Here is a 21,444-nt window from a genome sequence, read left to right as displayed (position 1 = left end):
TTCGCGGGGAGCAGCCGGCGACCGGCTCATCGCCCTGGAACTGCGAAGCCAGTCCATTATTGCCTGAGGCGACTGCGCACTTCAGGCACCACTATTAACTCTGACCTTGCGAGAAGAAACAGGCAATGGGAAAGGGACACATGAAGCTTCAGTTGGCCGCAGCAGTAGTCCTTACCGCATGAAGCGCAAGCCAATCATCCATCCTCAGAGTGATATTGACTTATAGGTAGTTATAAGACATTCACCCTAGAACCGTCTAAACTGGATATAAGTGATGGGATGAAGTTCGCAACCCGTTTGCACCAGGTGCCGGATAACAGCCACCGGAACTCGCTGCACGGGACAAAATTCTAGAAGATGCACGCATAGCTGTCCAACGAGCTATTCGCGGCAGGCCCGCCCAGTATCAGATACTGCTTGGGCTCCGCGGCGTCGCCAAGACAGTTTTGTTAAACCAAATTGAAAAGATAGCTGAAGAGTATGGGCACCTGACTTCTTTGGTGGAAGCACCAGAAGGAGTTGCTCTTCCAACACTTCTTTATCCGTGCATCCATCAAATCCTTCGCAAAGTAAGTGTAATCGACCAAGCGAAAGCGAGTGCCTTCAGTGTAATGCGAGCGCTTCGTAGTTTCGCGTCAATATTCAAAGTGGAGATGGGCGATTTCGCGTTGTCAGTGGATCCCGAAACAGGAACGGCCGATAGCGGAAACATAGAATGTGACCTTGCAGAGCTTTTTGTGAGGGTCGGGGAGGCGGCGAAGGCTGCAGAACGCGGCTGGACGCTCCTAATCGACGAAATCCAATACATCAATGAAAAGGACTACGCTGGACTAATCGTTGCGATTCATCGGATAAATCAGAAAGGCCTACCGGTGCTGTTTTTCGGCGCTGGCTTGCCTCAGGTGGCTGCTCTTTCCGGCGATGCGAAGTCTTATGCGGAGCGTTTGTTTACCTATCCCTCAGTGGGGGCACTTGATCGAAATTCGGCGGAGCTAGCTATCAAGAACCCGATTGAGGAGGAAGGTGAGCAAATAAAAGTTGATGCATTGCAATCTGTCGTCACGAAGACCCAAGGCTATACATATTTTCTCCAGGAATGGGGTTATCAAGCTTGGAATACCGCCAATCAGTCGCCGATAGATGCTGCTGACGTGGATCAGTCATCCCAGCGAGCCCTTCAAAGACTTGACGATGGGTTTTTAGGGTACGCTTTGACCGCCTGACGCCGCGCGAACGTGAATACGTTTTCGCCATGGCTAAGTTAGGCGAGGGGCCTTCCAAATCCGGCGACGTTGCAGAGATGATGAAAGAGCCGCCTACCAAGCTCGGGCCTTTGCGGGCCAGTATCATAAAAAAGGATGATCTACAGCCCTTCATATGCCGACATAGCTTTCACGGTTCCATTGTTCGGAGACTACTTACTGCGAAACTGGATAGGTTCTAACGCGTAGAAGCCGAGATATAATACGGGCCGCCGCCGCTCTATACTGTATGTTCGTGGAGTGAAGGTGGCCCGCGCTAAGCTGAATCGGCGGATTGCTCCGGATGGGCCGCAGCAGGGCCCATGCTTGGCGAGGGCGAACCATGAGGGGGATATCTTAAAATTCATCGAACTTGCGCATAACTGCGTGGCGGTGACGCCATCGCTGGTGCCCAAGCGAGCGGGCGATCGGGTGAAGACCAACCGCCGCGACTCCGTCAGTCTGCAGACGCGGATTCACTGAAGAACTTGCGCTGATGGGGTGTAGGCATCAGGTTAGCTGTCGCGCGAATTTCGCCAAGCTGATGGGATGGAGGTTGGGCCTGCTGTCGATAATGAGAGAATGAAGACGTGGCGACTGCGCTTGAACTGGCCAGCCCGGTCTTGGTTTGCGCCGGTCTCAGTGTTTCAGCTCGGTTCCGTCTTTCCCACACATTCTTTGTCAGATCACTTACTTACGAAACGGAACGCAAGGTCAACAGCTCGTATCCTGTCAAGACCAGGGACGTCTTCGCCTGTAATAGCTTTGCGCCCGGATTCGGCCGTGAAGCAGACCTTGCACCTGCCAATGTCTTTGCGCTTTTCTAAATAACGCAATCTTTGTGCTGCCGATGGCGAAAGTAAGCATCGTCACCTTCACGGGACCGCCAGCCATCCACATTTTTCGGATAGCAGAGAATGCCGAGGTCAGACCGGTAATATGGCCGCGACCATTCGGGCCGTGCGTGGGGGCAGCGTCAAACTGATATGTCATGTCCGAAGGCACCGATCTCCTTCCGGAGATAGTTGCGGTCGTCGAGGATATCATCACTGAAAGCTCGGTAGCAGCCTTGAGGGAGCTATGACTGTCCTGTTGGTGCTGGGCACCGAGAGCGCAGAGGTGTAGACCTATCCAAAAGCGCGCTCGCGCAAACGGCCTTCGCCAATGTATCTCATGAGCGGACTTTCAAGTTTGTCGGGTCGAGCTTATCGGATAGATTGGCCTGAATTTCTTTTGGTGATCGACGGCAGAAAATCGCTGGCAGCTCAGAACTTGTAGCCGACCTGAATACCGGCGCGCGTCATGCCGTTGTTCGGACCATCGCAGAGATTGGCATGCGACGAATGGGCAACCTGGGCGATGACATTCCAGTGTTGGTCAAAGCGGTAACCGACACCCAGGGATTCTCGAAAGAGGAATCGACAGCCGAGATTCGGGCCATCCGTGTTGCCTTCGAGCTCCCCATCGTGCCAGACGCCGCCGAAGCCGGCTTCGGCAAAGACCTGGTCGTTGAAGTTTGCAGTCCAGGAGAGACCCGCAAAGATTTGGGTGGCTTCCCCCGATGTGCCGATCGAGGTGCCGAGATTGATGCGCGGGCGCAGAAGCTGTTGCTCAAAGCCCGTCGCGGAGTCCTGACCGAAGGGATCAAAGAACACCGTCACCTCGGGAAAGATACCGTCTTCGTGCTCGCCGCCGCCCTGTATCGATGCGGATGCTCCGAAGCGTAATTCATCAAAGATTTGCTCGCCGGCATGAGACGGAATGACTGACATATTGACCGTGACCGTCACAAGAAATGCTAGTGAGGAACACCCTACAACTTTCGGAAATTCGATTGCCATCCAGATTTCCTCATCCGACTCGCGTCAGAGCCCATTCCCAATTAGTAGCATCGATCGAGACTTGGTAAACCGCGTTTGATCAGCCTTAGTATTTTATTTCGGATGTGCGGCCAACCACGGTTTGAGCTCTCCCCGTCATGTCTGCGCCGGCTGCTACAGCAGCCGGCGCAACGTCATGACGCCCACGATCGATCGTCCCGGCTGACGGGCGAGGAGAAGCCAACGGAGATAAAGGATGATGGCTGGGACGAATGATCAAGGATCGTCAACCGGGGCCAGGGTGCTCGCGGGCGTTAGGATGGCCATGGAAGGGACACGTACATTGTCACCAGATAGCCGGCGGTGTATCTGGTTCACGCGGATGTAGAGTACACTCACGATCTGATGATTGCTGGCGCTACCATTTGCTACGCTTTCGAAGGTGCGACCGCTTGATTGATCATGCCGTCTGGGACGCGCCCTCTTGCTGGGCCGATGAGTTCATCGATTTGTGGGCTGCCAATTCTAGACGGTATAAAGAAGTTTCTCGCCACAGAGCGCTCCTCAATTTATTGTTGAATAGCTCCAGCCGGGTCGTTGGGTTTAGGCAACACCGAAGCGGGAATTTCTGGGGCAGAGCCCGTGCTGTTACGGACCACAAGCTCCACCGGCAAGATAGTCTCCCTCGGAGCGGAGCTATCGCCGTTCAGCAGTTGCAGCAGGACGCCCGCCGCCGCCTTTCCGGCGCCGAATTGCTGTATGCGGACGGTTGTAAGTTGTGGCTGAACGAGGTTCAGGAATGGCATGTCATTGAAGCCGGTGACCGATATCTGCCCTGGGCAGCCAATGCTTCGCTCCCTCAATGCCTCAATTGCTCCAAGAGCAAGTCGATCGTTGGCGCACAGAACCGCTGTGAATGGCTTGCCCTTGGCTAACAGGTTGAGAAGGCAACGTGCCCCTTCCGCCTCGTCGAAGCGTGAAGCAACCTCGATCAATTCGTCATTGACCGCAACGTTCATGTCATCGGCCGCCCGTCGAAAGGCCGCTAAACGAAGCTGGCCCGTCGACAAATCCTGAGGGCCGGATATGTGGGCAATGCGCGTATGACCAAGATCCCGAAGATGCCGCAGCATTTGACAGATCCCAGAATCGTCATCGTTGACGATCGAAGGTATTGGCGAACCGTCAACCTTTCGGTTCAATGTCACCACGGGCAACCCATCATCAGCCGCCTTTGCAATCGCGGGATCGTTTCGCAGGACGGCCGCATGAATAACCCCGTCGACGCCTCGGTCCCGCAAAACGTCTATCAATCGTTCCTCCCGCTCTGGATCACTGTCGGTATTCACGATGATCGAGGCGTAACCTAGCGGTTCGAGAACACTCTCAATCCCGCGCAGGATCGGGGGGAAGATGACGTTGGTGATGTCAGGGATAATTACGCCAACCGTCATGGTCCGATTGGTGCGAAGCCCGGCGGCAATCCGATTGGGGCGGTAACCAAGCGTTTTGGCCGCGGATTGAATTCGATTGGCGACTTCCTCTGTAAGGTGCTTGCATTCCACAGGATCGAGGGCGCGGGAGACTGTCGACACGTGGACCCCGGTCTCGCGTGCTATGTCCTTCAATGTGATGCGTTTTTTTAGCATGTACTTCGACCCTTCAACGGAGGTCATACTAGCGACTCCTGATATTTAAGCAATCGATTGCATGAATTTGTTGACGATATGATAAGACGTATGCTACCTCCTAATGCAATCGATTGCGTAACTCAGTTGAATCCGCAGGTCATGGAGGTGACCGTGGTATTTCACGGTCGGACTACGGCTTTTGGCGAGCGTGTACGCAATCGATTGCGCAGCAAGTTTCGGAGAATGGAGGAGTCTCGATGAAACTTTCAGTCCTTCTAGCAACCACTGTCCTGGCGTTGAATGCACCAGCCGCTCATGCGGACGATATCAAGATTGGCGCGTCGCTACCTATTACCGGCGGCCTTGCCGTCAGCGGCGAAAAGCATAAACGCGGTTATGAGCTGTGCACTAAACTGATAAACGACGGAGGTGGAATCCTCGGTCGTCCAGTTGATCTCGTTGTCAGCGACAATCGTTCGGACCCGGCAACCGCGATCAATCAATACGAACGGTTCATCAACGTCGACAAGGTCGATGCCGTCTACGGAACGTTCTCGAGCCGCCTGACGTATCCCGTGGCAAGCATACTGTCGAAGTACAACATGGTTCACCCCGTGCCCTCCGGCGGTGCGTTGCGCATCTACGAGCAGGGATACAAGAACCTCTTCTATTTTCAGGTTGGCGCCGCGGAATACACTGGAAAAGACGTCGTCAACGTCATCAAGGACCTGATCCCGGCTGGGCAGGGACCGAAGTCAGCTGCCATCGTCCACGCCGACGACTTCTTCGCCAACGCGATCGCATCGGGCCTGCTTGGCGAGAAGGTAGTCGACGCGGCGACAAACAAGCAGATCGCCGACCTCGCGCCAGGATATCTCAAGGAGGCGGGTATTGACGTCGTCATGCAGGAAAAGTGGCCGGACGATGGGTTCAATGACTGGCTCAACCTCGCCAACTCCATCAAGCGTTCTGGCGCCGAACTGATTGTCGGTCTGACGGCATCGGAGGAAGAGGCCGTACAGCTGACCCGTGCCCTTAAGACAGTCGGCGCGACGCCGAAGTTCGTCTACCTCAGCCAGGGCGCTCAACACGAGTTTATCGAGGGTGTCGGCGCAAGCGCCGCCGAGGGCGTCATGGTGCACGCTAACTGGCACAAGGATGCACCTTTCGAAAGCACGCTGGCAGGAAAGCCGTTCACCAATGAGGACTTCGTCAAGGCCTTCAATGCAGCCTATGGCGTTGACCCCGACGAAGACAGCGCCATCCCGTTTGCTGTCTGCCAGGGGATTGAGCAAGCGATTGCGGGATCCGGTTCGACTGACAATGCGAAGATGGCCGAATGGCTTCACGCGCGTACGAAGGACAGCCCGGTGCGGACCGTGCTTGGACGCTTCTCCTGGGACGATCGCGGCCTCGCGAAGGACAAGTCGTACATCATGACGCAATGGCAGGGCGGGCAGCTGAAGTTCGTCTATCCCAAGGACGAGTTTCAGGGAGTTTCCCCGTTGAGCTATCCCAAGGCGGGCTTTTGACAAAACCTCGAACGGGGCGGACGCGCGCCGCCCCGCAAACCAAGCCAGCGAACGAAGGAGGATCGGGCGATGCTAGAGGTCAGAAACCTATGCAAGTACTATGGAGGGCTGCGAGCCGTGGACGGCGCTTCCTTCACGGTCGAGAAAGGCTCGATCACAGCGTTGATTGGACCCAACGGAGCAGGAAAAACCACCGCGTTCAATTGCATCAGCCGCACCGTCACGCCGACGTCCGGTGAGATATGGCTCGACGGTGAGCGCATCGAGCAGCTGCGCCCCCATAAGATCACGGCCAAGGGCCTTAGTCGCACCTTTCAGATATCGCGCAATCTGTCCGACATGACGGTCATCGAAAATGTCATCGTCCAGTCGAAGGTCAATGGAATTAGCGGGCTCTTCCGTCCAGCAATCAGCCGCGAGGAAAAAGACAAGGCGATGTCGATCCTGGAGTTTCTGGGGATTACGCGCATCGCCTACGAGGATGGGCACAATCTTTCCTACGGGCAGAAAAAGCTCATGGATTTGGCCGCGCTTTTGATGTCGGAACCGAAAATCATCCTGCTCGACGAACCTGCCGGTGGCGTTAATCCCACGCTCATGGAGGAGATCGTCGATCGGATTCGGGCGCTGAATGAAATGGGCCTCACGGTCCTTATCGTCGAGCACAACATGGACCTCATCATGCGGTTATCCCACAAGGTCGTGGTCATGGCGCAGGGCAAGGTCATCTGTTCGGGCACCCCGGATATCGTGCGCAAGGACGCGCAGGTCCTCGATGCCTATCTTGGTGGCGTACTCGAAGAGGAGGCGGCCTGATGCAGGAACTCCTCCAAGTCACAAATATTACCGCTGGCTATGGCGACGGCCCAGCAATCCTCGATGGCGCCAGTCTGACAGTCGAACCGGGCAAGGTGCACTGCATTATCGGTCCGAATGGAGCAGGCAAGTCGACCCTGCTGAAGGCAATCTGCGGTATGCTCAAAATCCGCAAGGGCGACGTGATCTTAAAAGGTAAGCGACTGAACGGGATGCGTCCCGACCAAATCCTGCGGGAAGGCATCTGCTTCGTGCCGCAGGAGCGTGCCCTCTTTCCAAAGATGACCGTTCGAGAAAATCTGCGGATGGGCGGCTTCATTCTCGATGGTCAGAAAGAGCTTCACCGGCGCGTTGACGAAATCCTGGAGCGTTTCCCGATGCTTAAGGAAAAGGCTGATCAGCACGCCGGGACGATGTCGGGTGGCCAGCAGCAGACGTTGGCGATGGCCCGCACGCTGATAATCAAGCCTAGTATCGTCATGCTCGACGAACCCTCGCTCGGTCTGGCGCCGAAGGTAATTCAAGAGATGTTCGACATCATGAAGATGATGTCGGCGGACGGCATCACAGTGTTGCTCGTCGAGCAGAATGCCCTGATGGGGCTCAAGAATTCCGATTGGGGCGTCGTGCTCGATCTCGGACGAACCCTTTTTCAAGGGCCCGCGAAAGACATTCTCGCCGACCCTCGAATCCGGGAACTCTACCTTGGTGGCAAGAAAGCTGCCGCCTGAAAGGGGAACAACATGGCTCAATTTATCCAGATATTGGTGCTCGGGCTCGCGCTCGGCGGCGTCATAGCACTTATGGGATCAGGACTGTCGTTGGTCTTCGGCGTGATGCGGATCGTGAACATTGCACATCCGGCTCTGATCATCGGCGGAGCGTATATCGCCTACTGGGCTTTCAAACTCCTCGGCCTCGATCCCATCCTCATGGTGCCGGTTGCTTCGATCGCAATGGCCGCGGTCGGGGTGGTGCTTTACAAACTCCTCTTCGAGCGCGAGGCCAAGAACGCGAAATATTCCGAGATGACGGTGCTGCTGACCTTCGCGCTGGCGACGATGGCAGAAGGATTGCTCGGCGGCATGTTTACGAACACGCAGCGCATTACGTCTCCGGCCTACGCGACAGATGCGATCTTCATCGGCGATCTCTTCATTCCGAAGGGTCAGCTCTACGCCGGTATTGTCTCGCTGCTGATTATCGGCGGTCTGACGCTCTTCCTGAAATACTCGCGGCTTGGCTACGCGATCCGCGCCACGACACAGAACCGCGAAGCCGCTGAACTGCTGGGCGTTAACGTCAACGCGATCAGCATCCTCGCCTTCGCTATCGGGATCGGTCTCGCAGGCGCCGCTGGTTCGCTTGTCAGCTTCGTCTTCAGCTTCTTCCCGGCCAAGCATTGGGAATGGATCGCTATGCTGATGTCTGTCGTCGTGCTCGGCGGTATGGGGAGCATCCTCGGCACCGTCGTGGCAGCCCTGGGCCTGTCGCTCGTCGCGGCCTTCGTCGGCACCTGGATCGGCGCGACATGGTCGACGATGACATTCTTCCTCGCACTTTTCATTGTCCTGCTCGTCCGGCCACAGGGCCTGTTCGGCGAAAAACCGGAGATGGCGTAATGACGGTCACATTCCCTCACTCAAGCACGAACAGCGTGGTTGAAGCCCGGCGTGCGCATAACGAGAAACTGGCGCTGAAGGCCGATCAAACGCGAGCCACTTGGTTTCCGCTTGCACTGCTCACCATCCTGATTGCACTGCCACTTTTGCAGTTCGCAGGCAATTTCAACTACCTCCTTCATCTCGTGCTTTTTGCTGCATCCTTTGTCGCGATGGCTTCCGGATGGAACATATTGGGTGGCTTTGCAGGCTATATCTCCCTCGGCCATAGCGTCTTCTTTGGCATCGGTGGCTACGTGGCCGGAATGCTGCTTGCCCGCTACGGTATCTCAACGATCGTGACGGCCCCCCTGGCTGGCCTCATCGCAGCGGCGGTCGGTTATCTCATCGGGCTCGTGACATTGCGGGTACGCGGGCCGAGCTTCATTATCTCCTCGATCGCACTGCTGATGATTGCGCGGATCCTGTTCGACAACTGGGCATTCATTGGCGGCACGAATGGCCTGACATTGCCCTCGAACAGTCTATCGGCTCAATGGACCAAACTGCCGTACTACTACGCGTTTATCGCCATTGCCGCCTTCACGGTCTGGGCAAGCTACAGGATCAAGCACTCAAAGTTTGGTCTTGGTCTCCGCGCCATCTCCAAGGATGAGATCAAGGCGGAAAGTGCCGGGATAAACACGCGGCTGTACAAGGTACTGGCGTTCGCGCTGTCGGCCTTCTTCGTTGGCATGGCCGGAGCGGTGTGGGGTGAGTACCTGACCTACCTGCGGCCCAACATTTTCCTGATCATCGGCATCTCGGCCAACATGGTCCTGATGTGCATTCTCGGAGGAAAGGGCACGATCGCGGGACCAGTCATTGGAGCTGTCGCCATCGTCGCGCTCAACGAACTGTTCGTGGCGACAATGGGTGCCTCCGAACTCAACATTCTCGGAACGGGTCTGATCATGGCGCTTGGGCTTGTCTTCTTCCCTCTCGGCCTGGTGGGGACTCTTGTCAAGAAAGGCAAGCTTCCCCGGATTTTGAACTGGGACTGACGACAGTCCCATAACCGATCAACACCATGGTGACGGACTTGCCCAAGGGGCAGGAGGAGAAAGTCATGTCCGAATTCGTACTCTACAACGCGCCACAATCGACCTGCAGTCAGCGTGTGCGCTACACGCTTCACACCAAGGGAAGGGCCTTCGAGGAGCACAGACTCGATCTGTTCAGGGGCGACCAACTGAAGCCCGAATATCTCGCGATCAACCCGAATGGTGTTGTTCCGACGCTGGTTCACAACGGCACGCCCGTCGTCGATTCCGCCGTCATCATGGAATATCTCGAAGATATTCTGGGCGATGTCGCGCCACTGCGTCCGCGGCCTCCGATAGAAGTGGCGAGGATGCGGGCAATGATGAGCTTCATCGACGAAGTTCTGACACCGGCCGTACGTGTTCCGTCATACAACCTGGCCTTTCTGCCGCATTACCAGGCAATGACGGAAGAGGAGTTCCTCGCCGTTTGTGAAAGCAAGCCGCTGCGACGCGAGTTCCTCTTGAAAATGGGGCGAACCGGCTTTCCGCAGTCGGAAATGGATGAAGCACTCGGGCGGCTGAAGCGAGGGATCGACCGCATGGCCCATTGGCTGGGCGAATGTGGCGGCCCTTGGCTGCTGGGCGCTGAACTGACCCTCGCTGATATCGCCATCATGCCGGTGATCGTTCGGATGGACGACATCAACCTCGGCCATCTCTGGGCTGATGCGCCCCAGATCGATCTTTGGCTGCGCAACATCAAAGCAACCGATGCTTTCGCGCAGACTTATTATCACGGGTCTCTGCTGACCGAAAAATACCCCCATCTGCAATCCCTGCAACGGACGGCGCACGTCGCCGCATAAGCGGCCGCGCCAGCACACCGGAGGAGACAAGCAATGCAACACGTAACCATCGAACCCCGGCTGATCGCGACGATCGCGGACGTGACGCCAACGGTACTGACCGCAATGGCGAAAACGAGCAATCCGCGCCTCAAGGCGATCACGGATGCCTTGATCAACCACCTTCACCAATTCATCATCGAGACCCGTCCGACCGAAGAAGAATTCGAGTTTGGGCTGCGTTGGATCGCTGCGCTCGGCCACCACACCCATGAGACCAACAACGAGGTGGTACTGGCCGCCGATGTACTAGGCGCGTCGACCCTTATCGATCTGATCAACAATGACGGCATGCAGGGCGAGACCATGTCGGCACTTCTTGGTCCGTTCTATCGTGGCCACGCGCCAGAATGCGTCGACGGCGAGTGCATCGCCCGATCCGAGACGCCGGGACCGACGCTGTTCTTCTCCGGTCGCGTGGTCGATATCGATGGAGCGCCTGTCGCGGGTGCCAAGCTCGACATCTGGCAGGCTTCTCCCGTGGGACTCTACGAAAACCAGGACAGTGACCAGGACGACTTCAACCTGCGCGGCGTCTTTCATACGAACGAGCAAGGCAGCTTCCGCTTCAAGTCGGTGAAGCCCGCTGGCTATCCCGTCCCGACGGATGGCCCCGTCGGCGTTTTGCTGCATGCCCAGAAGCGTCATCCGATGCGGCCCGCCCACATTCACTTCATTGTCTCAGCACCTGGTCACAAGACGCTGATTACGCAGATTTTCTCCGACACCCAGGAAGCTCTCGTAACCGACGTCGTCTTCGGTGCGAAGGCTCAGATCGTGGGGGACTTCGTCGAGCATCTTGAGCCGCATCCAAATTATCCGGGCGAGCAGCTGCCTTTCTATACCTGCGAATACACATTCAAGCTTCTTGAAGGTGACCCGACATATCCCATCCCGCCAATCTCTGGAACGAAGGCCTGACAATGAGTGAGAACGTTCAATTCGACACCCTCAAGGGTCAGGTCGCGATCGTGGTCGGCGGGTCCGGCGGTATCGGCAGCGAAACATGCCGCCTGCTGGCCCAAGCCGGTGCCACAGTCGTGATCGGCTATCGATCCGGGGAGGCCAGGGCGCGTGAGATCGCGGAGGCGTTGCCGGGAAGCGGCCATATCGCGCTGCGGGTTTCAATAGAGGATACTTCATCGATCCAGACCTTCTGTGCCGCGGCCCTTTCCGCTTGCGGGCGTGCCGACATCCTCGTGAATGCCGCGGGCGTGACAAAGCCGGTTCCACATGCCGATCTCGACGCACTCACCGACGAGATCATCGACCAGGTTTTCGTGAGCAACTGGCGAGGGGTGTTTGCGACCATTCGAGCCTTTGCACCGGCACTGGCGGAACACGGCCAGGGACTTATCGTCAACGTGTCGTCGATTGCCGCCTTCACAGGCATCGGATCGAACATCGCCTATTGTGGCGCAAAGGCGGGTCTCGACATTATGACGAACTCGCTCGGCCGCGCCCTCGCTCCAGCGGTTCGGGTCATGGCTATCTCTCCGGGCGTGGTCGATACCGAATTCGTTCCCGGCCGCGGCCAAGAGTTCAAGGATAAGGCGGCAGCCGCAACGCCGCTGAAGCGTCTCACCACGCCGACCGACGTGGCCGAGGCCATCCTTGCCTGTGCAACGCATCTTAAATTCTCGACGGGCACCCGCATCGTCGTCGACGGAGGGAGGCATCTCTGATGCAACAGAACGTTATCATCACCTGTGCGGTTACCGGCAATCTCACGACCCGCGAAAATCACCCGGGTCTGCCGGTGACACCTGAGGAAATTGCCAACTCCTGTCTCGAAGCAGCGGACGCGGGCGCGGCTATTGTCCATATCCATGTCCGCGATCCCGAAACGGCAAAGCCGTCGATGGAGATTGCGTACTATCGCGAGGTCATCGAACGGATCCGCGCGAAGAACAATGCAGTCATCCTCAACGTGACCACGGGCCCCGGCGGTCGGTATCACCCAAGCGATGAAAATCCCGCCGTTGCCGGTCCCAGGACCACGTTGATGCGGCCTGAGCGACGGGTCGAACACATCGTGGCCTTGAAGCCCGACATTGCCACGCTCGACCTGAACACCATGACTTTCGGGGCCGAGGTCGTGATCAACACCCCTGGCAACGTGAAGGTCATGGCAGAGATCATCGAGAGCACCGGCGCAAAGCCTGAACTTGAGGTTTTCGACACGGGCGACATCCAGCTTGCTCACGATCTCCTCAAGGCCGGTGTGCTGAAATCGCCTGCCATGTTCACCATCGTCACCGGCGTCAAATATGGCCTCCCGTCGACGACGGACGCGATGGCGACCGCCGCTCGTATGTTGCCGCGCGACGCCGCTTGGACCGGCTTTGGCGTCGGGCGGATGTCGTTCCCAATGGCGGCACAAGCCTATCTGCTTGGCGGACACGTCCGCGTGGGCCTCGAAGATAACTCGTACATCGCCAAAGGCGTCCTCGCAAAAGGCAATGGCGAACTTGTCGAGCGGGCTCGCGACATCATCGAAAAGTTGGGTGGCGCCATCGCAAGCCCATCGCAAGCCCGCGACATCCTCAACCTCAAGCCTTGAACCCAATTGCTGGTCTCAGAAAGGACAACATTATGAACATCCAGATTGACACGAAGTTGGGCAAGGCGCTGCGGGTTAGCGGGCCGTCGCCCGATCTCGACAACCTTCAGATCGAGGTCGCCGATGTTGGCGTGCCAAAGCCTGGTCCAGGGCAGGTACTGGTCGAGATCATTGCAGCCGGTGTCAACCCGAGCGATGTGAAGGCCTCGCTTGGGCACATGCCCCATGCCATCTGGCCGCGCACACCGGGGCGTGATTTCGGCGGCATCGTGCGCGAAGGGCCAAAACACATGGTCGGAATCGAAATCTGGGGCGGTGGCGGCGAATTGGGTATCAGCCAGGACGGCAGCCATGCCAAATGGATGGTGCTTGATGAGAAGGCTGTGCGGCAAAAACCCTCCAATTTCACCATGGAGGAGGCTGGCTCCATCGGCGTTCCCTTTATCACGGCGTACGAAGGTCTGCGCGAGGCCGGTGGCGTTCAGCCAACCGATGTCGTCCTTGTATGCGGCGGCAACGGCAAGGTCGGCCAGGCGGCTATTCAGCTCGCGACCCTGGCGGGCGCCAAAGTCTTTGCGGTCGAATACAATGCCCAGCCGCTAATCGGCCATACCAACGGCCCCGTGGAAATGCTTGACAGCAGCAAGGACGACGTGGCCGCCATAGTTCACGAGCGGACCAACGGCCACGGAGCTGATATCGTCTTCAACACCGTCGGCAGCCCGTATTTCGAATTGGCCAACAAGGCGATGGCTAGGCAAGCGCGGCAGATCTTCATCTCGACTTTCGATCGCGCCGTACCGTTTGACATCTTCAACTTCTTCCGTGGTCGGCACAAGTATATCGGCATCGATACGCTCGCCTTGTCGTCGGTCGATGGCGCGCGCATCTTTGACCGGTTGAAAGGGAAATTCGAGGAAGGCTTGCTGAAGCCTTTCCCGATCAATCCGGCCACCTGCTACGGGCTGAATGATGCGGCCAAGGCATATACGTCTGTCCTGCGCGGAACTGCCGACCGCGTATTGTTGAAGCCCTGAGACAGCCGAAATGCAAGTAACGCGGTACAAGGAAGCTCGGCCCTACGAGGCGGCCGAGCACTATGACATGCAATGCCTGCGCCTTCAGGGGAAGGAAGCAACGAACACCGACACCATCTGGATTGGCCTGTCGCACCTGTTGCCTGGTGCGCGAACCTCCCTGAAGGATGCGGCCGTTGAGAAAATCTACGTCGTGATTTCTGGCGAAGTAACAGTTGAGACAGCCACCCAGTCAGTAGCGTTGGGTCCGTTAGATAGTTGCAGACTAGCAGCTGGCGAAGCGCGGGCGCTATTCAACCGGTCCGGTTCCCCGGCGACCATTCTCCTCGCGATGCCCGTATAATTGACGAGGTGTCCCAAAAATCGGAAACCCGTGTGGCGAAAGCGCCTATGCCTTGCCGCTGACGGCGTCGGCAAGCCGCACCGCGGAAAACACAATAGGCAATATGATGCATTTTACCTCTCTCCCGGCATAGCTGTAACCGCCGAGATCAAGACGGCAGGAGGCGTATCCCTGAATATATTTTTTTCACCGGTGGTCGAGGGGACGGCCATAAGCAAGCAACCAACTATTGCATAGGCGAGCGGCGAAGCGCGGCGCCGTCATCAAGCAATCGGCGGCGCGGTTCGACAGGTCAAATGCCAGAAGCGGCGTTGTCTATGGACTTGCGCAGCGATTCAAGCCGCCTGTCGAAAGCTGTCGTATCGATCGTCTCGATAGGCTCGTGACGCCGAATCTCGCATCGCAATGTGTATGATCGGCGAGACAGGTGATTAACCAGGCTGACGCTCAGGGACCGCAATCCGTCTTGCTCGGACAAATGGGTGTTCGTGAATGAGAACACAGTCCTGTCTCCTTTGCTTGCTTCCTCGGTGTATGCGTGAAGCGGCGTGCGCCGAGTACCCCAAAAGGTGTCGCTCCGGTGAGAACACCGGGCTTCTCAGCCGCGACCGCTCGGTTTAATTTGCTGGGCCGTGCGAGACGTTTCGCTAAATGGTTCCGCGCAGAATAGCTGCAATTTCAGTTTGACTTTCAGCGCTCAGTGGCCGAGCGCTGATTCGAGGCATCCGATCAGTTTTTCGATATCGACCGGCTTGCCAAGAAAGGCGAAAGCGCCGCCGTTCATCGCTGTGCTGCGTGTCCGCTCATCCTTGTACGAGGTGACAAAGATCATTGGGGGGCGCTGCGAATGCCTGTTCAATTCAGCCTGTAGTTCGATCCCGCTGAGGCCGGGCATCTTCACGTCGACAAGCATGCAATCAATGGCCGATCGCGGTTCGAAAGCAAGAAACTCTTCCGCCGAGGCGAACAGCCGGCACTCGTAGCCGTAGGACCTGACAAGATCGTCCATGGCTTCACGGATGGCCTGGTCATCGTCGACGACGGCTATGGTTGGGATTGGGGGCAATGAACGGGCCTTCTCTGGCTGCTTTTCTAAGTCTTGTTATGCCTTCATGCCCAACTCAAAGATACCATACTAAGATACAGGTGGTCGTACGCCTTCGCCCAGCATTTCGGTCTTCCTTACAAGCTCGGCCACCGAGCGAACTTCCATTTTCCGCATGACATTGCCGCGATGCAGTTTGACAGTGACCTCGCTGATCCCGAGTTCATAGGCGATTTGCTTGTTCATCAGCCCCTTGACCACCGCGTCCATGACCTCGCGCTCACGTGGAGTCAGATTTCCGGCAAGCGATGCGACGGCCTCACTCTGCGCACTCTGGCGTCGGCGCGCGGTATCGCGCTCCATCGCCGTCGCGACGGCATCGAGAATGTCCTGATCCTTGAAGGGTTTGGTCAAGAAGTCGACAGCGCCAGCCTTCATCGCCCGCACGCTCATCGGAATGTCGCCGAAGCCGGTCATGAAGATGATGGGCATCTGGCTGCCGATGCGTTCGAGTTGTGTCTGGAAATCCAGTCCACTCACACCAGGCAGGCGGACATCGAGAAGAATACAGCCCGGACGATTGAAGTTCGCCGTTTCCATGAAGGACGCCGCGCTCTCGAATGCCTCGGCGTCAAATTTCATCGAACGGAACAGGTCTGTCAGCGCTTCCCGCATGGAGAGATCGTCGTCGACGATGAAGACGACAGGCCCGGCTGGTTGCTTCTGCGATTTGCGTAGGTCAGGCATGTTCCAACTCCGGCTTTATCGGCAAGCGCATCTCGAATATCGCGCCGCCTTCGGGGTGATTGGTTCCGTCGAGCTTTCCGCCACGCGCCTCCAAGGTACTGCGGCAGATAGACAGTCCCATGCCCATGCCGGTTGCCTTCGTCGTAAAGAACGGTGAAAACAGCTTGTCCTTCGCATCTTGGGTGATCCCGGGTCCGGAGTCACGCAACGCGATGCACACGTGCTCGATGTCAGGTCGCTCAATCGCTATCTTGATAATCCGCTCTGGGCAGCCGGCCTCGTCCATTGCCTGAACGGCGTTGGTGATCAGGTTAATCAGGACCTGCTGCAATTCGATCTTCACGGCAAGGACCGACGGAACGCCTGGCTTTTGATCGACAAGCACCGTCGTGCCGCTCCGCTGAAGCTCGTGCTCCATCAGAGCCATGGTCTCATCGACCAGGCTGCCGAGGTTGAGGGTTTCGAGCTTATTGCTCGCTGGAGAAAGCAGACCGCGCGTGTTTTGTATGATCTCGCTCGCCCGCTGGCTGTCGCGGATCATTCGCTCGGCCGAACGGCGTACGGCTACAAGATCTGGTGGATCTCGATCTAGCCACCGCAAGAGCGTCTGCGCGTTGACCACGATCGCACCGAGCGGCTGGTTGAGCTCGTGCGCAAGCGATGCGGACATCGCGCCAACCGTTGCTGCCTTCGATGCCTTCGTCAATTCCGCCTGCGCTTCCGCCAGGGCCTTCAAAGCCACTTCGCGCTGGGTTACGTCGACCATACTGACAACGACCCGGTTGAAGGCGGCCGGGTCTTCCGGGAAGCTGATGCTTAGCAATACGAGCTTCGTCTCTCCATTGTCGGCGAGTACTTCGACCTTGTCCTCGAACACCCGTTCACCGTCCATGATCGCCTGAAACACGTCAAGGAGCTTCTCCTGCCCCGGCAGGATGAACCGGCGGGGGCTTCTGACCGAGGCAGATCCCAGCATCTCGCGCGCTGCTTCGTTCGCCGCGACCACTTTTATAAGACCCACACAATGATCGAGGACGGACGGGTTCGCGCGCGCATACGCCTTGATGTCGGTAACCCCCTGTGCCCGGACATCGATCAGATAGCCACGCAGCTTCGAGTAGTCTCGCTCCCACAACGCAACACGGGTGCGGTCGAAGATCGACCGATATCTTGCCTCGCTCTCCTTCAGCGCGGAATTGATGGAAAGTAGCGCGAGGCGAGCCGTCTCCGACTTTAGGAGAAGCATGGTCGTGACGCATAGCGCAGCGAGTGCGACGGCCAGGCGGACGGTAGACTGAAGGTCGGCATCTTTCCCATGTGTCACAACGTAGGAAACAAGGGTGAGGGCGGCACAAACGGCTGCGATGACGAGCAGCCCCACCCGGGTACTCGCTTGCACCGCAAGCAACATAACGACCACATAAAGCACCGCAACGGCGCCCTCGATATCGGTGTACGTATCGACGTAGAAGACGGCGGCCGCAAGCGCGATCGCAATCAAGGCGAAGACCAGGTTCTGACCCGATCCCTCCACATCGCGAACGCGGAATATCATTGACGGTACAGGCATCCTTCCCCCAGTCTTTTCTGCCAAGACCTTACCCGCTTTCTGGTCCCATCTAACCTATACATAGGTGTAAACCGGACTGGTGGTTGTTCGATGTATCCGCGCCTTGCAGCGACGCCAGTTCTGGTCGTGCATGATAGCATTTCTTTCAATCCAGTAGCTGCCTCTCGACAGGCTTTTCCGGTCAGCAAATGATGCAGCAATGGCGTCTCGGCCGGTGCCTTTCAGGCAGAGTTCGGGTGCAAATTACTTTACTGCTTCTAAGGATTCCACCAGCCCCAGACCGGTGCTTCACTGCTCGTTTCGGTCGGCGGAGATTCTTGCTCGTAGAGGCAGGGGCGCCTCCACCAGCCACGTGGCCATCGCTGTGGAGCAGCTCGCAATCGCCACGTACCATAAAGACCGAACCGCCGGTCAAGCTGTCAAGTGGGAGCCACACAAAATTGTAGATCTCATGGATACCGGTGGCAAACACGAGTATGTCACCAAGCCGATATAGCCGCCTACCATCGTGGCACCGACCAGAAAGGCGAAGAACCTGACGTTCAGTGCCTTGTGTTCGCTGGACTTTGCAAAGTTTGCAATGGACTCCTGGTGCATGACGAGATCCTAGCACCTTGCCCAGATCGGGCCACGTAAGTGTACGTGGATGAGCCAAAAGTTTGGGTCCATGGAAACAGTGGCCTGGCACCCACAAAGCCACTGCTCCAATGAAATGCGGCTCGAAATAGACGCGTCGCGGGCACAATTTTCCGGAAGTCGATCCGCTGGTTAGCCGTCGCTGGTCGCGGTGACCGTCACTGGAACGCCCTTATAAGACGGCGTGCCCGAGATACGGTCATAGTGGCTCAGAGAGACGACCGCGTTCATCTCGGGGTAGTAGCCGGCAACCGATCCTCTTGGGATATTGTATTCGACCGCCGTGAAGCCACGCACGCGATGCGTGGCCTCGCCAGTTCCCACGAGGCCACGAATGTCGATCCGGTCGCCGTCCTTGAGGCCGCGGCCGGCCAGATCGTCCTTGTTCATGAAAATCACATCGCGGCGGCCAAAGACGCCGCGATAACGATCATCGAGACCGTAGACAGTCGTGTTGTACTGGTCGTGGCTGCGGATCGTCGTGAGGACCAGAGCATCGGGGTTCTTGATCAGCGGATCCTCATCGAGGCCCGGAGCAACAAGGAAATTTGCCTTGCCGGTTTTGGTGTTCCACCGACGGAAGGAGGCGGCGACATCAAGGCGAAAACCGCCATGCACACGCACACGCTTGTTGAACTCGTGGAAGTCGGGGAACACCACTTCGATCTTCTCGCGGATACGGTCATAGTCCGCAATCATGCCGTCCCAGTCGATGCCATAACGATTGCCAAGCGTCGCCTTCGCAATATTGGCGATGATTGCAGGCTCGGACTTCAGCGCTTCACTCGGAGGCTTCAAGAAACCGCGCGAGGCGTGAACCATCGACATGGAGTCTTCCACGGTGACAGCCTGTGGGCCCGAGGCTTGCGTGTCGAGGTCCGTACGTCCAAGACATGGCAGGATCAGCGAAGTCTTGGCTGTTAGAAGATGCGACCGGTTCAGCTTGGTGGCGATGTGGACGGCTAGATCGAGCTTGCGCATGCCCTCGAAAGTGGCCTCCGGGTCGGACATCGCGACGGCAAGATTGCCGCCGAGGCAGAGAAGCGCCTTGGATTCACCCGCGATGATGGCCTCCACAGCCTCGATCGCATTGTGTCCCTTCTCCGCGGGCGGACGAAAGCCGAACGCTCGTTCCATGCCGTCGATGAGCGCTTTGTTGGGGCTTTCGGTGATCCCGACGGTGCGGTCGCCCTGAACGTTTGAATGGCCGCGGATCGGAGCGATACCGGCGCCTTGCCGGCCGATATTGCCGCGTAGCATCAACAGGTTGGCGATCTGCTGTACGTTGCCGGTGCCATTGGCGTGCTGGGTGATGCCCATGCCGTAGCAGACAATCACGTTTTTTGCCTTCGCGTAAACCTCGGCCGCACTCTCGATGGCGTCCTTCGTCAGCCCGCTGATCGCGACGATCTGATCCCAGCTCGTGTTCTCAACATCCGCGCGCAGGGCATCGAAGCCGGCGGTATGTTCCTCGATGAACGTCCGATCAAGCACCCCGGAGCCGCCCGTCGCGATGTCGGCCACATCGCGTTCGAACAGGGCCTTCATCAGGCCCTTGAGCGCTGCCAGGTCTCCGCCAGTACGGACCTGGTGATAGGCTGACGCGATCGGTGTCGATGAGAGGGTCATCATCTCGATCGGGTCTTGGGGCGCGGCAAAGCGTTCTAGCGCGCGCTCCTTCAGAGGATTGAAGACGACGATTGGAACACGACGGCGCGAAGCCTCGTGCAGCGTCGTCATCATGCGCGGATGGTTTGTCCCGGGATTGTGGCCGAAGCTGAAGATCGCATCGGCGTAATCGAAATCCTGCAGGGTCACTGTGCCCTTGCCAACTCCGATCGACATCGGAAGCCCGACGCTCGTCGCCTCGTGGCACATATTGGAACAGTCTGGAAAGTTGTTGGTCCCGTAGGCGCGCACGAAGAGCTGGTAGAGAAATGCTGCTTCGTTGGAAGCACGACCCGATGTGTAGAATTCCGCTTGGTTTGGATTGTTTAGCTTGTTTAGTTCTGCGCCGATGAGTTTGAAGGCAGCCTCCCACTCGATCGGCTCGTAGCGATCGGTCTCGCTGTTGTAATGCAGCGGCGTTGTCAGCCGCCCCGCGTCTTCCAGCTCATGGTCGCTCCAGTTCCAAAAATCGGAAACGGTGTTTTTCTCGAAGAGTTCCGGTCCAGACCGTTTGGCTGTCGATTCCCAGGTTATCGCCTTGGCGCCGTTTTCGCAGAACTCGAATGACGACGTGTGTTTGGGATCCGGCCATGCGCAGCCAGGGCAATCGAAGCCTTCCGGTTGATTGGCCCTCAGTAGCGTCATGGTGCCTTGGGCCACAACCCGCTGGTGAGCCAGCGTTTTGGCGACAGCCTTGAGCGCGCCCCAGCCGCCGGCCGGTTGCTCGTATTGTTCGATACCTTCTGGACGCTGATCCTTCATGTCGAATCTCCTTGAAATCCGGGGCTGCTTCGGCGCCGCAGGCGCATCAGTCGAGAGAGACTATCACAGGTGTGCATCCGGCCCATTATACTGAGGAATAGGGCGTCGCGGACTGTTCCCGTAGGTGTTGGCCTTAAGCCAATCTCGCCCAGCGCCGGATATTGGTTCGGACGGTGCTTGATGAATAGGGCGGCCGCCGAATCATATCCTGGCACGTTCAATGGTGGCAGCGAACCATATCCGCTTCCGCTTATGAAGCCCGACACGGCTTCAGAAAAAGAAGGCCGTCTCCGGGCGGATGGAGACGGCCTTGGCGGATCTTGGGAGGATCCGCGGCTTCGGCGGAGGGGGAGGGAACACCGAAGCCGGTAGCTGGGAGGGCGCTACCCGCCTCATGAGGGGTGAGGCGATGGAGTCGAAGGTAGACCCGTCCAGCCGATCACGTAACTAAACTTAGGTATTGGCTGGATTAGACCAGCAG

General features: G+C 57.6%; 17 protein-coding genes and 1 pseudogene. 12 read left to right on the top strand and 6 right to left on the bottom strand.

Features of this window, described 5'->3' with window-relative positions:
• Positions 1-341: 341 nt before the first annotated feature.
• Positions 342-1,223, top strand: a pseudogene (locus FHT76_RS33995) (ATP-binding protein); the annotation flags it as partial.
• A 1,283-nt stretch (positions 1,224-2,506) separates the two neighbouring features.
• Here FHT76_RS33995 and FHT76_RS33985 read toward each other — a convergent pair.
• Both FHT76_RS33985 and FHT76_RS33980 read right to left on the bottom strand, forming a co-directional pair.
• Entirely contained in the window at positions 2,507-3,082 is a 576-nt protein-coding gene (locus FHT76_RS33985; RefSeq protein WP_183757797.1) for an acyloxyacyl hydrolase, read from the bottom strand.
• A 548-nt stretch (positions 3,083-3,630) separates the two neighbouring features.
• Positions 3,631-4,737, bottom strand: a complete 1,107-nt coding sequence (locus tag FHT76_RS33980; protein ID WP_246712696.1) for a LacI family DNA-binding transcriptional regulator — start codon at positions 4,735-4,737, stop codon at positions 3,631-3,633.
• A gap of 212 nt (positions 4,738-4,949) precedes the next feature.
• On the opposite strand from FHT76_RS33980, the gene FHT76_RS33975 reads away from it, so the two are divergent.
• The 11 genes from FHT76_RS33975 (at position 4,950) to FHT76_RS33925 (ending at position 14,535) form a co-directional block, all read left to right on the top strand.
• A complete protein-coding gene (locus FHT76_RS33975; protein ID WP_183757798.1) occupies positions 4,950-6,224 on the top strand; it encodes an amino acid ABC transporter substrate-binding protein in 1,275 nt (424 codons plus the stop codon).
• Between the two features lie 69 nt (positions 6,225-6,293).
• Positions 6,294-7,040, top strand: a complete 747-nt coding sequence (locus FHT76_RS33970; protein WP_183757800.1) for an ABC transporter ATP-binding protein — start codon at positions 6,294-6,296, stop codon at positions 7,038-7,040.
• Positions 7,040-7,771, top strand: coding sequence for an ABC transporter ATP-binding protein (locus tag FHT76_RS33965; RefSeq protein WP_183757802.1), 732 nt, complete (start codon positions 7,040-7,042; stop codon positions 7,769-7,771). The genes FHT76_RS33970 and FHT76_RS33965 overlap by 1 nt, the downstream gene beginning before the upstream one ends.
• 12 nt (positions 7,772-7,783) lie before the next feature.
• Positions 7,784-8,662 carry a branched-chain amino acid ABC transporter permease gene (locus tag FHT76_RS33960; RefSeq protein ID WP_183757804.1) on the top strand — a complete coding sequence of 293 codons (879 nt, stop codon included), beginning with the start codon at positions 7,784-7,786 and terminating at the stop codon, positions 8,660-8,662.
• Positions 8,662-9,705 (top strand): branched-chain amino acid ABC transporter permease, encoded by a 1,044-nt coding sequence (locus FHT76_RS33955; RefSeq protein ID WP_259186302.1) that lies wholly within the window; start codon positions 8,662-8,664, stop codon positions 9,703-9,705. The genes FHT76_RS33960 and FHT76_RS33955 overlap by 1 nt, the downstream gene beginning before the upstream one ends.
• A gap of 65 nt (positions 9,706-9,770) precedes the next feature.
• The gene (locus FHT76_RS33950) at positions 9,771-10,553 is read left to right on the top strand and encodes a glutathione S-transferase family protein (RefSeq protein WP_183757808.1); all 783 of its coding nucleotides are present in this window, start codon (positions 9,771-9,773) and stop codon (positions 10,551-10,553) included.
• A gap of 33 nt (positions 10,554-10,586) precedes the next feature.
• Positions 10,587-11,513, top strand: coding sequence for a dioxygenase (locus FHT76_RS33945; protein ID WP_183757809.1), 927 nt, complete (start codon positions 10,587-10,589; stop codon positions 11,511-11,513).
• Positions 11,514-11,515: 2 nt separating this feature from the next.
• Entirely contained in the window at positions 11,516-12,277 is a 762-nt protein-coding gene (locus FHT76_RS33940) for an SDR family NAD(P)-dependent oxidoreductase (protein WP_183757811.1), read from the top strand.
• On the top strand, positions 12,277-13,155 hold the full coding sequence (locus FHT76_RS33935; protein WP_183757813.1) for a 3-keto-5-aminohexanoate cleavage protein: 879 nt from the start codon (positions 12,277-12,279) through the stop codon (positions 13,153-13,155). The genes FHT76_RS33940 and FHT76_RS33935 overlap by 1 nt, the downstream gene beginning before the upstream one ends.
• Positions 13,156-13,187: 32 nt before the next feature.
• Positions 13,188-14,192: a zinc-binding alcohol dehydrogenase family protein gene (locus FHT76_RS33930; protein WP_183757815.1), complete on the top strand. Its 1,005-nt coding sequence runs from the start codon at positions 13,188-13,190 to the stop codon at positions 14,190-14,192.
• Positions 14,193-14,202: 10 nt separating this feature from the next.
• Positions 14,203-14,535 (top strand): cupin domain-containing protein, encoded by a 333-nt coding sequence (locus tag FHT76_RS33925; protein ID WP_183757817.1) that lies wholly within the window; start codon positions 14,203-14,205, stop codon positions 14,533-14,535.
• Positions 14,536-15,232: 697 nt separating this feature from the next.
• On the opposite strand, the gene FHT76_RS33920 is transcribed toward FHT76_RS33925, so the two are convergent.
• The 4 genes from FHT76_RS33920 to FHT76_RS33905 form a co-directional block, all read right to left on the bottom strand.
• Positions 15,233-15,601, bottom strand: a complete 369-nt coding sequence (locus tag FHT76_RS33920) for a response regulator transcription factor (protein WP_183757819.1) — start codon at positions 15,599-15,601, stop codon at positions 15,233-15,235.
• A gap of 69 nt (positions 15,602-15,670) precedes the next feature.
• On the bottom strand, positions 15,671-16,327 hold the full coding sequence (locus FHT76_RS33915; protein ID WP_183757821.1) for a response regulator transcription factor: 657 nt from the start codon (positions 16,325-16,327) through the stop codon (positions 15,671-15,673).
• Entirely contained in the window at positions 16,320-17,882 is a 1,563-nt protein-coding gene (locus FHT76_RS33910) for a sensor histidine kinase (RefSeq protein ID WP_246712697.1), read from the bottom strand. The genes FHT76_RS33915 and FHT76_RS33910 overlap by 8 nt, the downstream gene beginning before the upstream one ends.
• Positions 17,883-18,665: 783 nt before the next feature.
• Positions 18,666-20,963: an FdhF/YdeP family oxidoreductase gene (locus tag FHT76_RS33905; RefSeq protein ID WP_183757825.1), complete on the bottom strand. Its 2,298-nt coding sequence runs from the start codon at positions 20,961-20,963 to the stop codon at positions 18,666-18,668.
• Positions 20,964-21,444: the final 481 nt, after the last annotated feature.

The organism is Rhizobium sp. BK176 (assembly GCF_024808055.1).
Note: the sequence above shows the minus strand (reverse complement) of the source record. Positions and strands in the feature narration are given on the sequence as shown.

Bases quoted from the DNA above. Each gene is read 5' to 3' on its own strand.
- FHT76_RS33985 (WP_183757797.1), bottom strand. From the start codon at position 3,082: ATGGCAATCGAATTTCCGAAAGTTGTAGGGTGTTCCTCACTAGCATTT.
- FHT76_RS33980 (WP_246712696.1), bottom strand. From the start codon at position 4,737: ATGACCTCCGTTGAAGGGTCGAAGTACATGCTAAAAAAACGCATCACA.
- FHT76_RS33975 (WP_183757798.1), top strand. From the start codon at position 4,950: ATGAAACTTTCAGTCCTTCTAGCAACCACTGTCCTGGCGTTGAATGCA.
- FHT76_RS33970 (WP_183757800.1), top strand. From the start codon at position 6,294: ATGCTAGAGGTCAGAAACCTATGCAAGTACTATGGAGGGCTGCGAGCC.
- FHT76_RS33965 (WP_183757802.1), top strand. From the start codon at position 7,040: ATGCAGGAACTCCTCCAAGTCACAAATATTACCGCTGGCTATGGCGAC.
- FHT76_RS33960 (WP_183757804.1), top strand. From the start codon at position 7,784: ATGGCTCAATTTATCCAGATATTGGTGCTCGGGCTCGCGCTCGGCGGC.
- FHT76_RS33955 (WP_259186302.1), top strand. From the start codon at position 8,662: ATGACGGTCACATTCCCTCACTCAAGCACGAACAGCGTGGTTGAAGCC.
- FHT76_RS33950 (WP_183757808.1), top strand. From the start codon at position 9,771: ATGTCCGAATTCGTACTCTACAACGCGCCACAATCGACCTGCAGTCAG.
- FHT76_RS33945 (WP_183757809.1), top strand. From the start codon at position 10,587: ATGCAACACGTAACCATCGAACCCCGGCTGATCGCGACGATCGCGGAC.
- FHT76_RS33940 (WP_183757811.1), top strand. From the start codon at position 11,516: ATGAGTGAGAACGTTCAATTCGACACCCTCAAGGGTCAGGTCGCGATC.
- FHT76_RS33935 (WP_183757813.1), top strand. From the start codon at position 12,277: ATGCAACAGAACGTTATCATCACCTGTGCGGTTACCGGCAATCTCACG.
- FHT76_RS33930 (WP_183757815.1), top strand. From the start codon at position 13,188: ATGAACATCCAGATTGACACGAAGTTGGGCAAGGCGCTGCGGGTTAGC.
- FHT76_RS33925 (WP_183757817.1), top strand. From the start codon at position 14,203: ATGCAAGTAACGCGGTACAAGGAAGCTCGGCCCTACGAGGCGGCCGAG.
- FHT76_RS33915 (WP_183757821.1), bottom strand. From the start codon at position 16,327: ATGCCTGACCTACGCAAATCGCAGAAGCAACCAGCCGGGCCTGTCGTC.
- FHT76_RS33910 (WP_246712697.1), bottom strand. From the start codon at position 17,882: ATGATATTCCGCGTTCGCGATGTGGAGGGATCGGGTCAGAACCTGGTC.
- FHT76_RS33905 (WP_183757825.1), bottom strand. From the start codon at position 20,963: ATGAAGGATCAGCGTCCAGAAGGTATCGAACAATACGAGCAACCGGCC.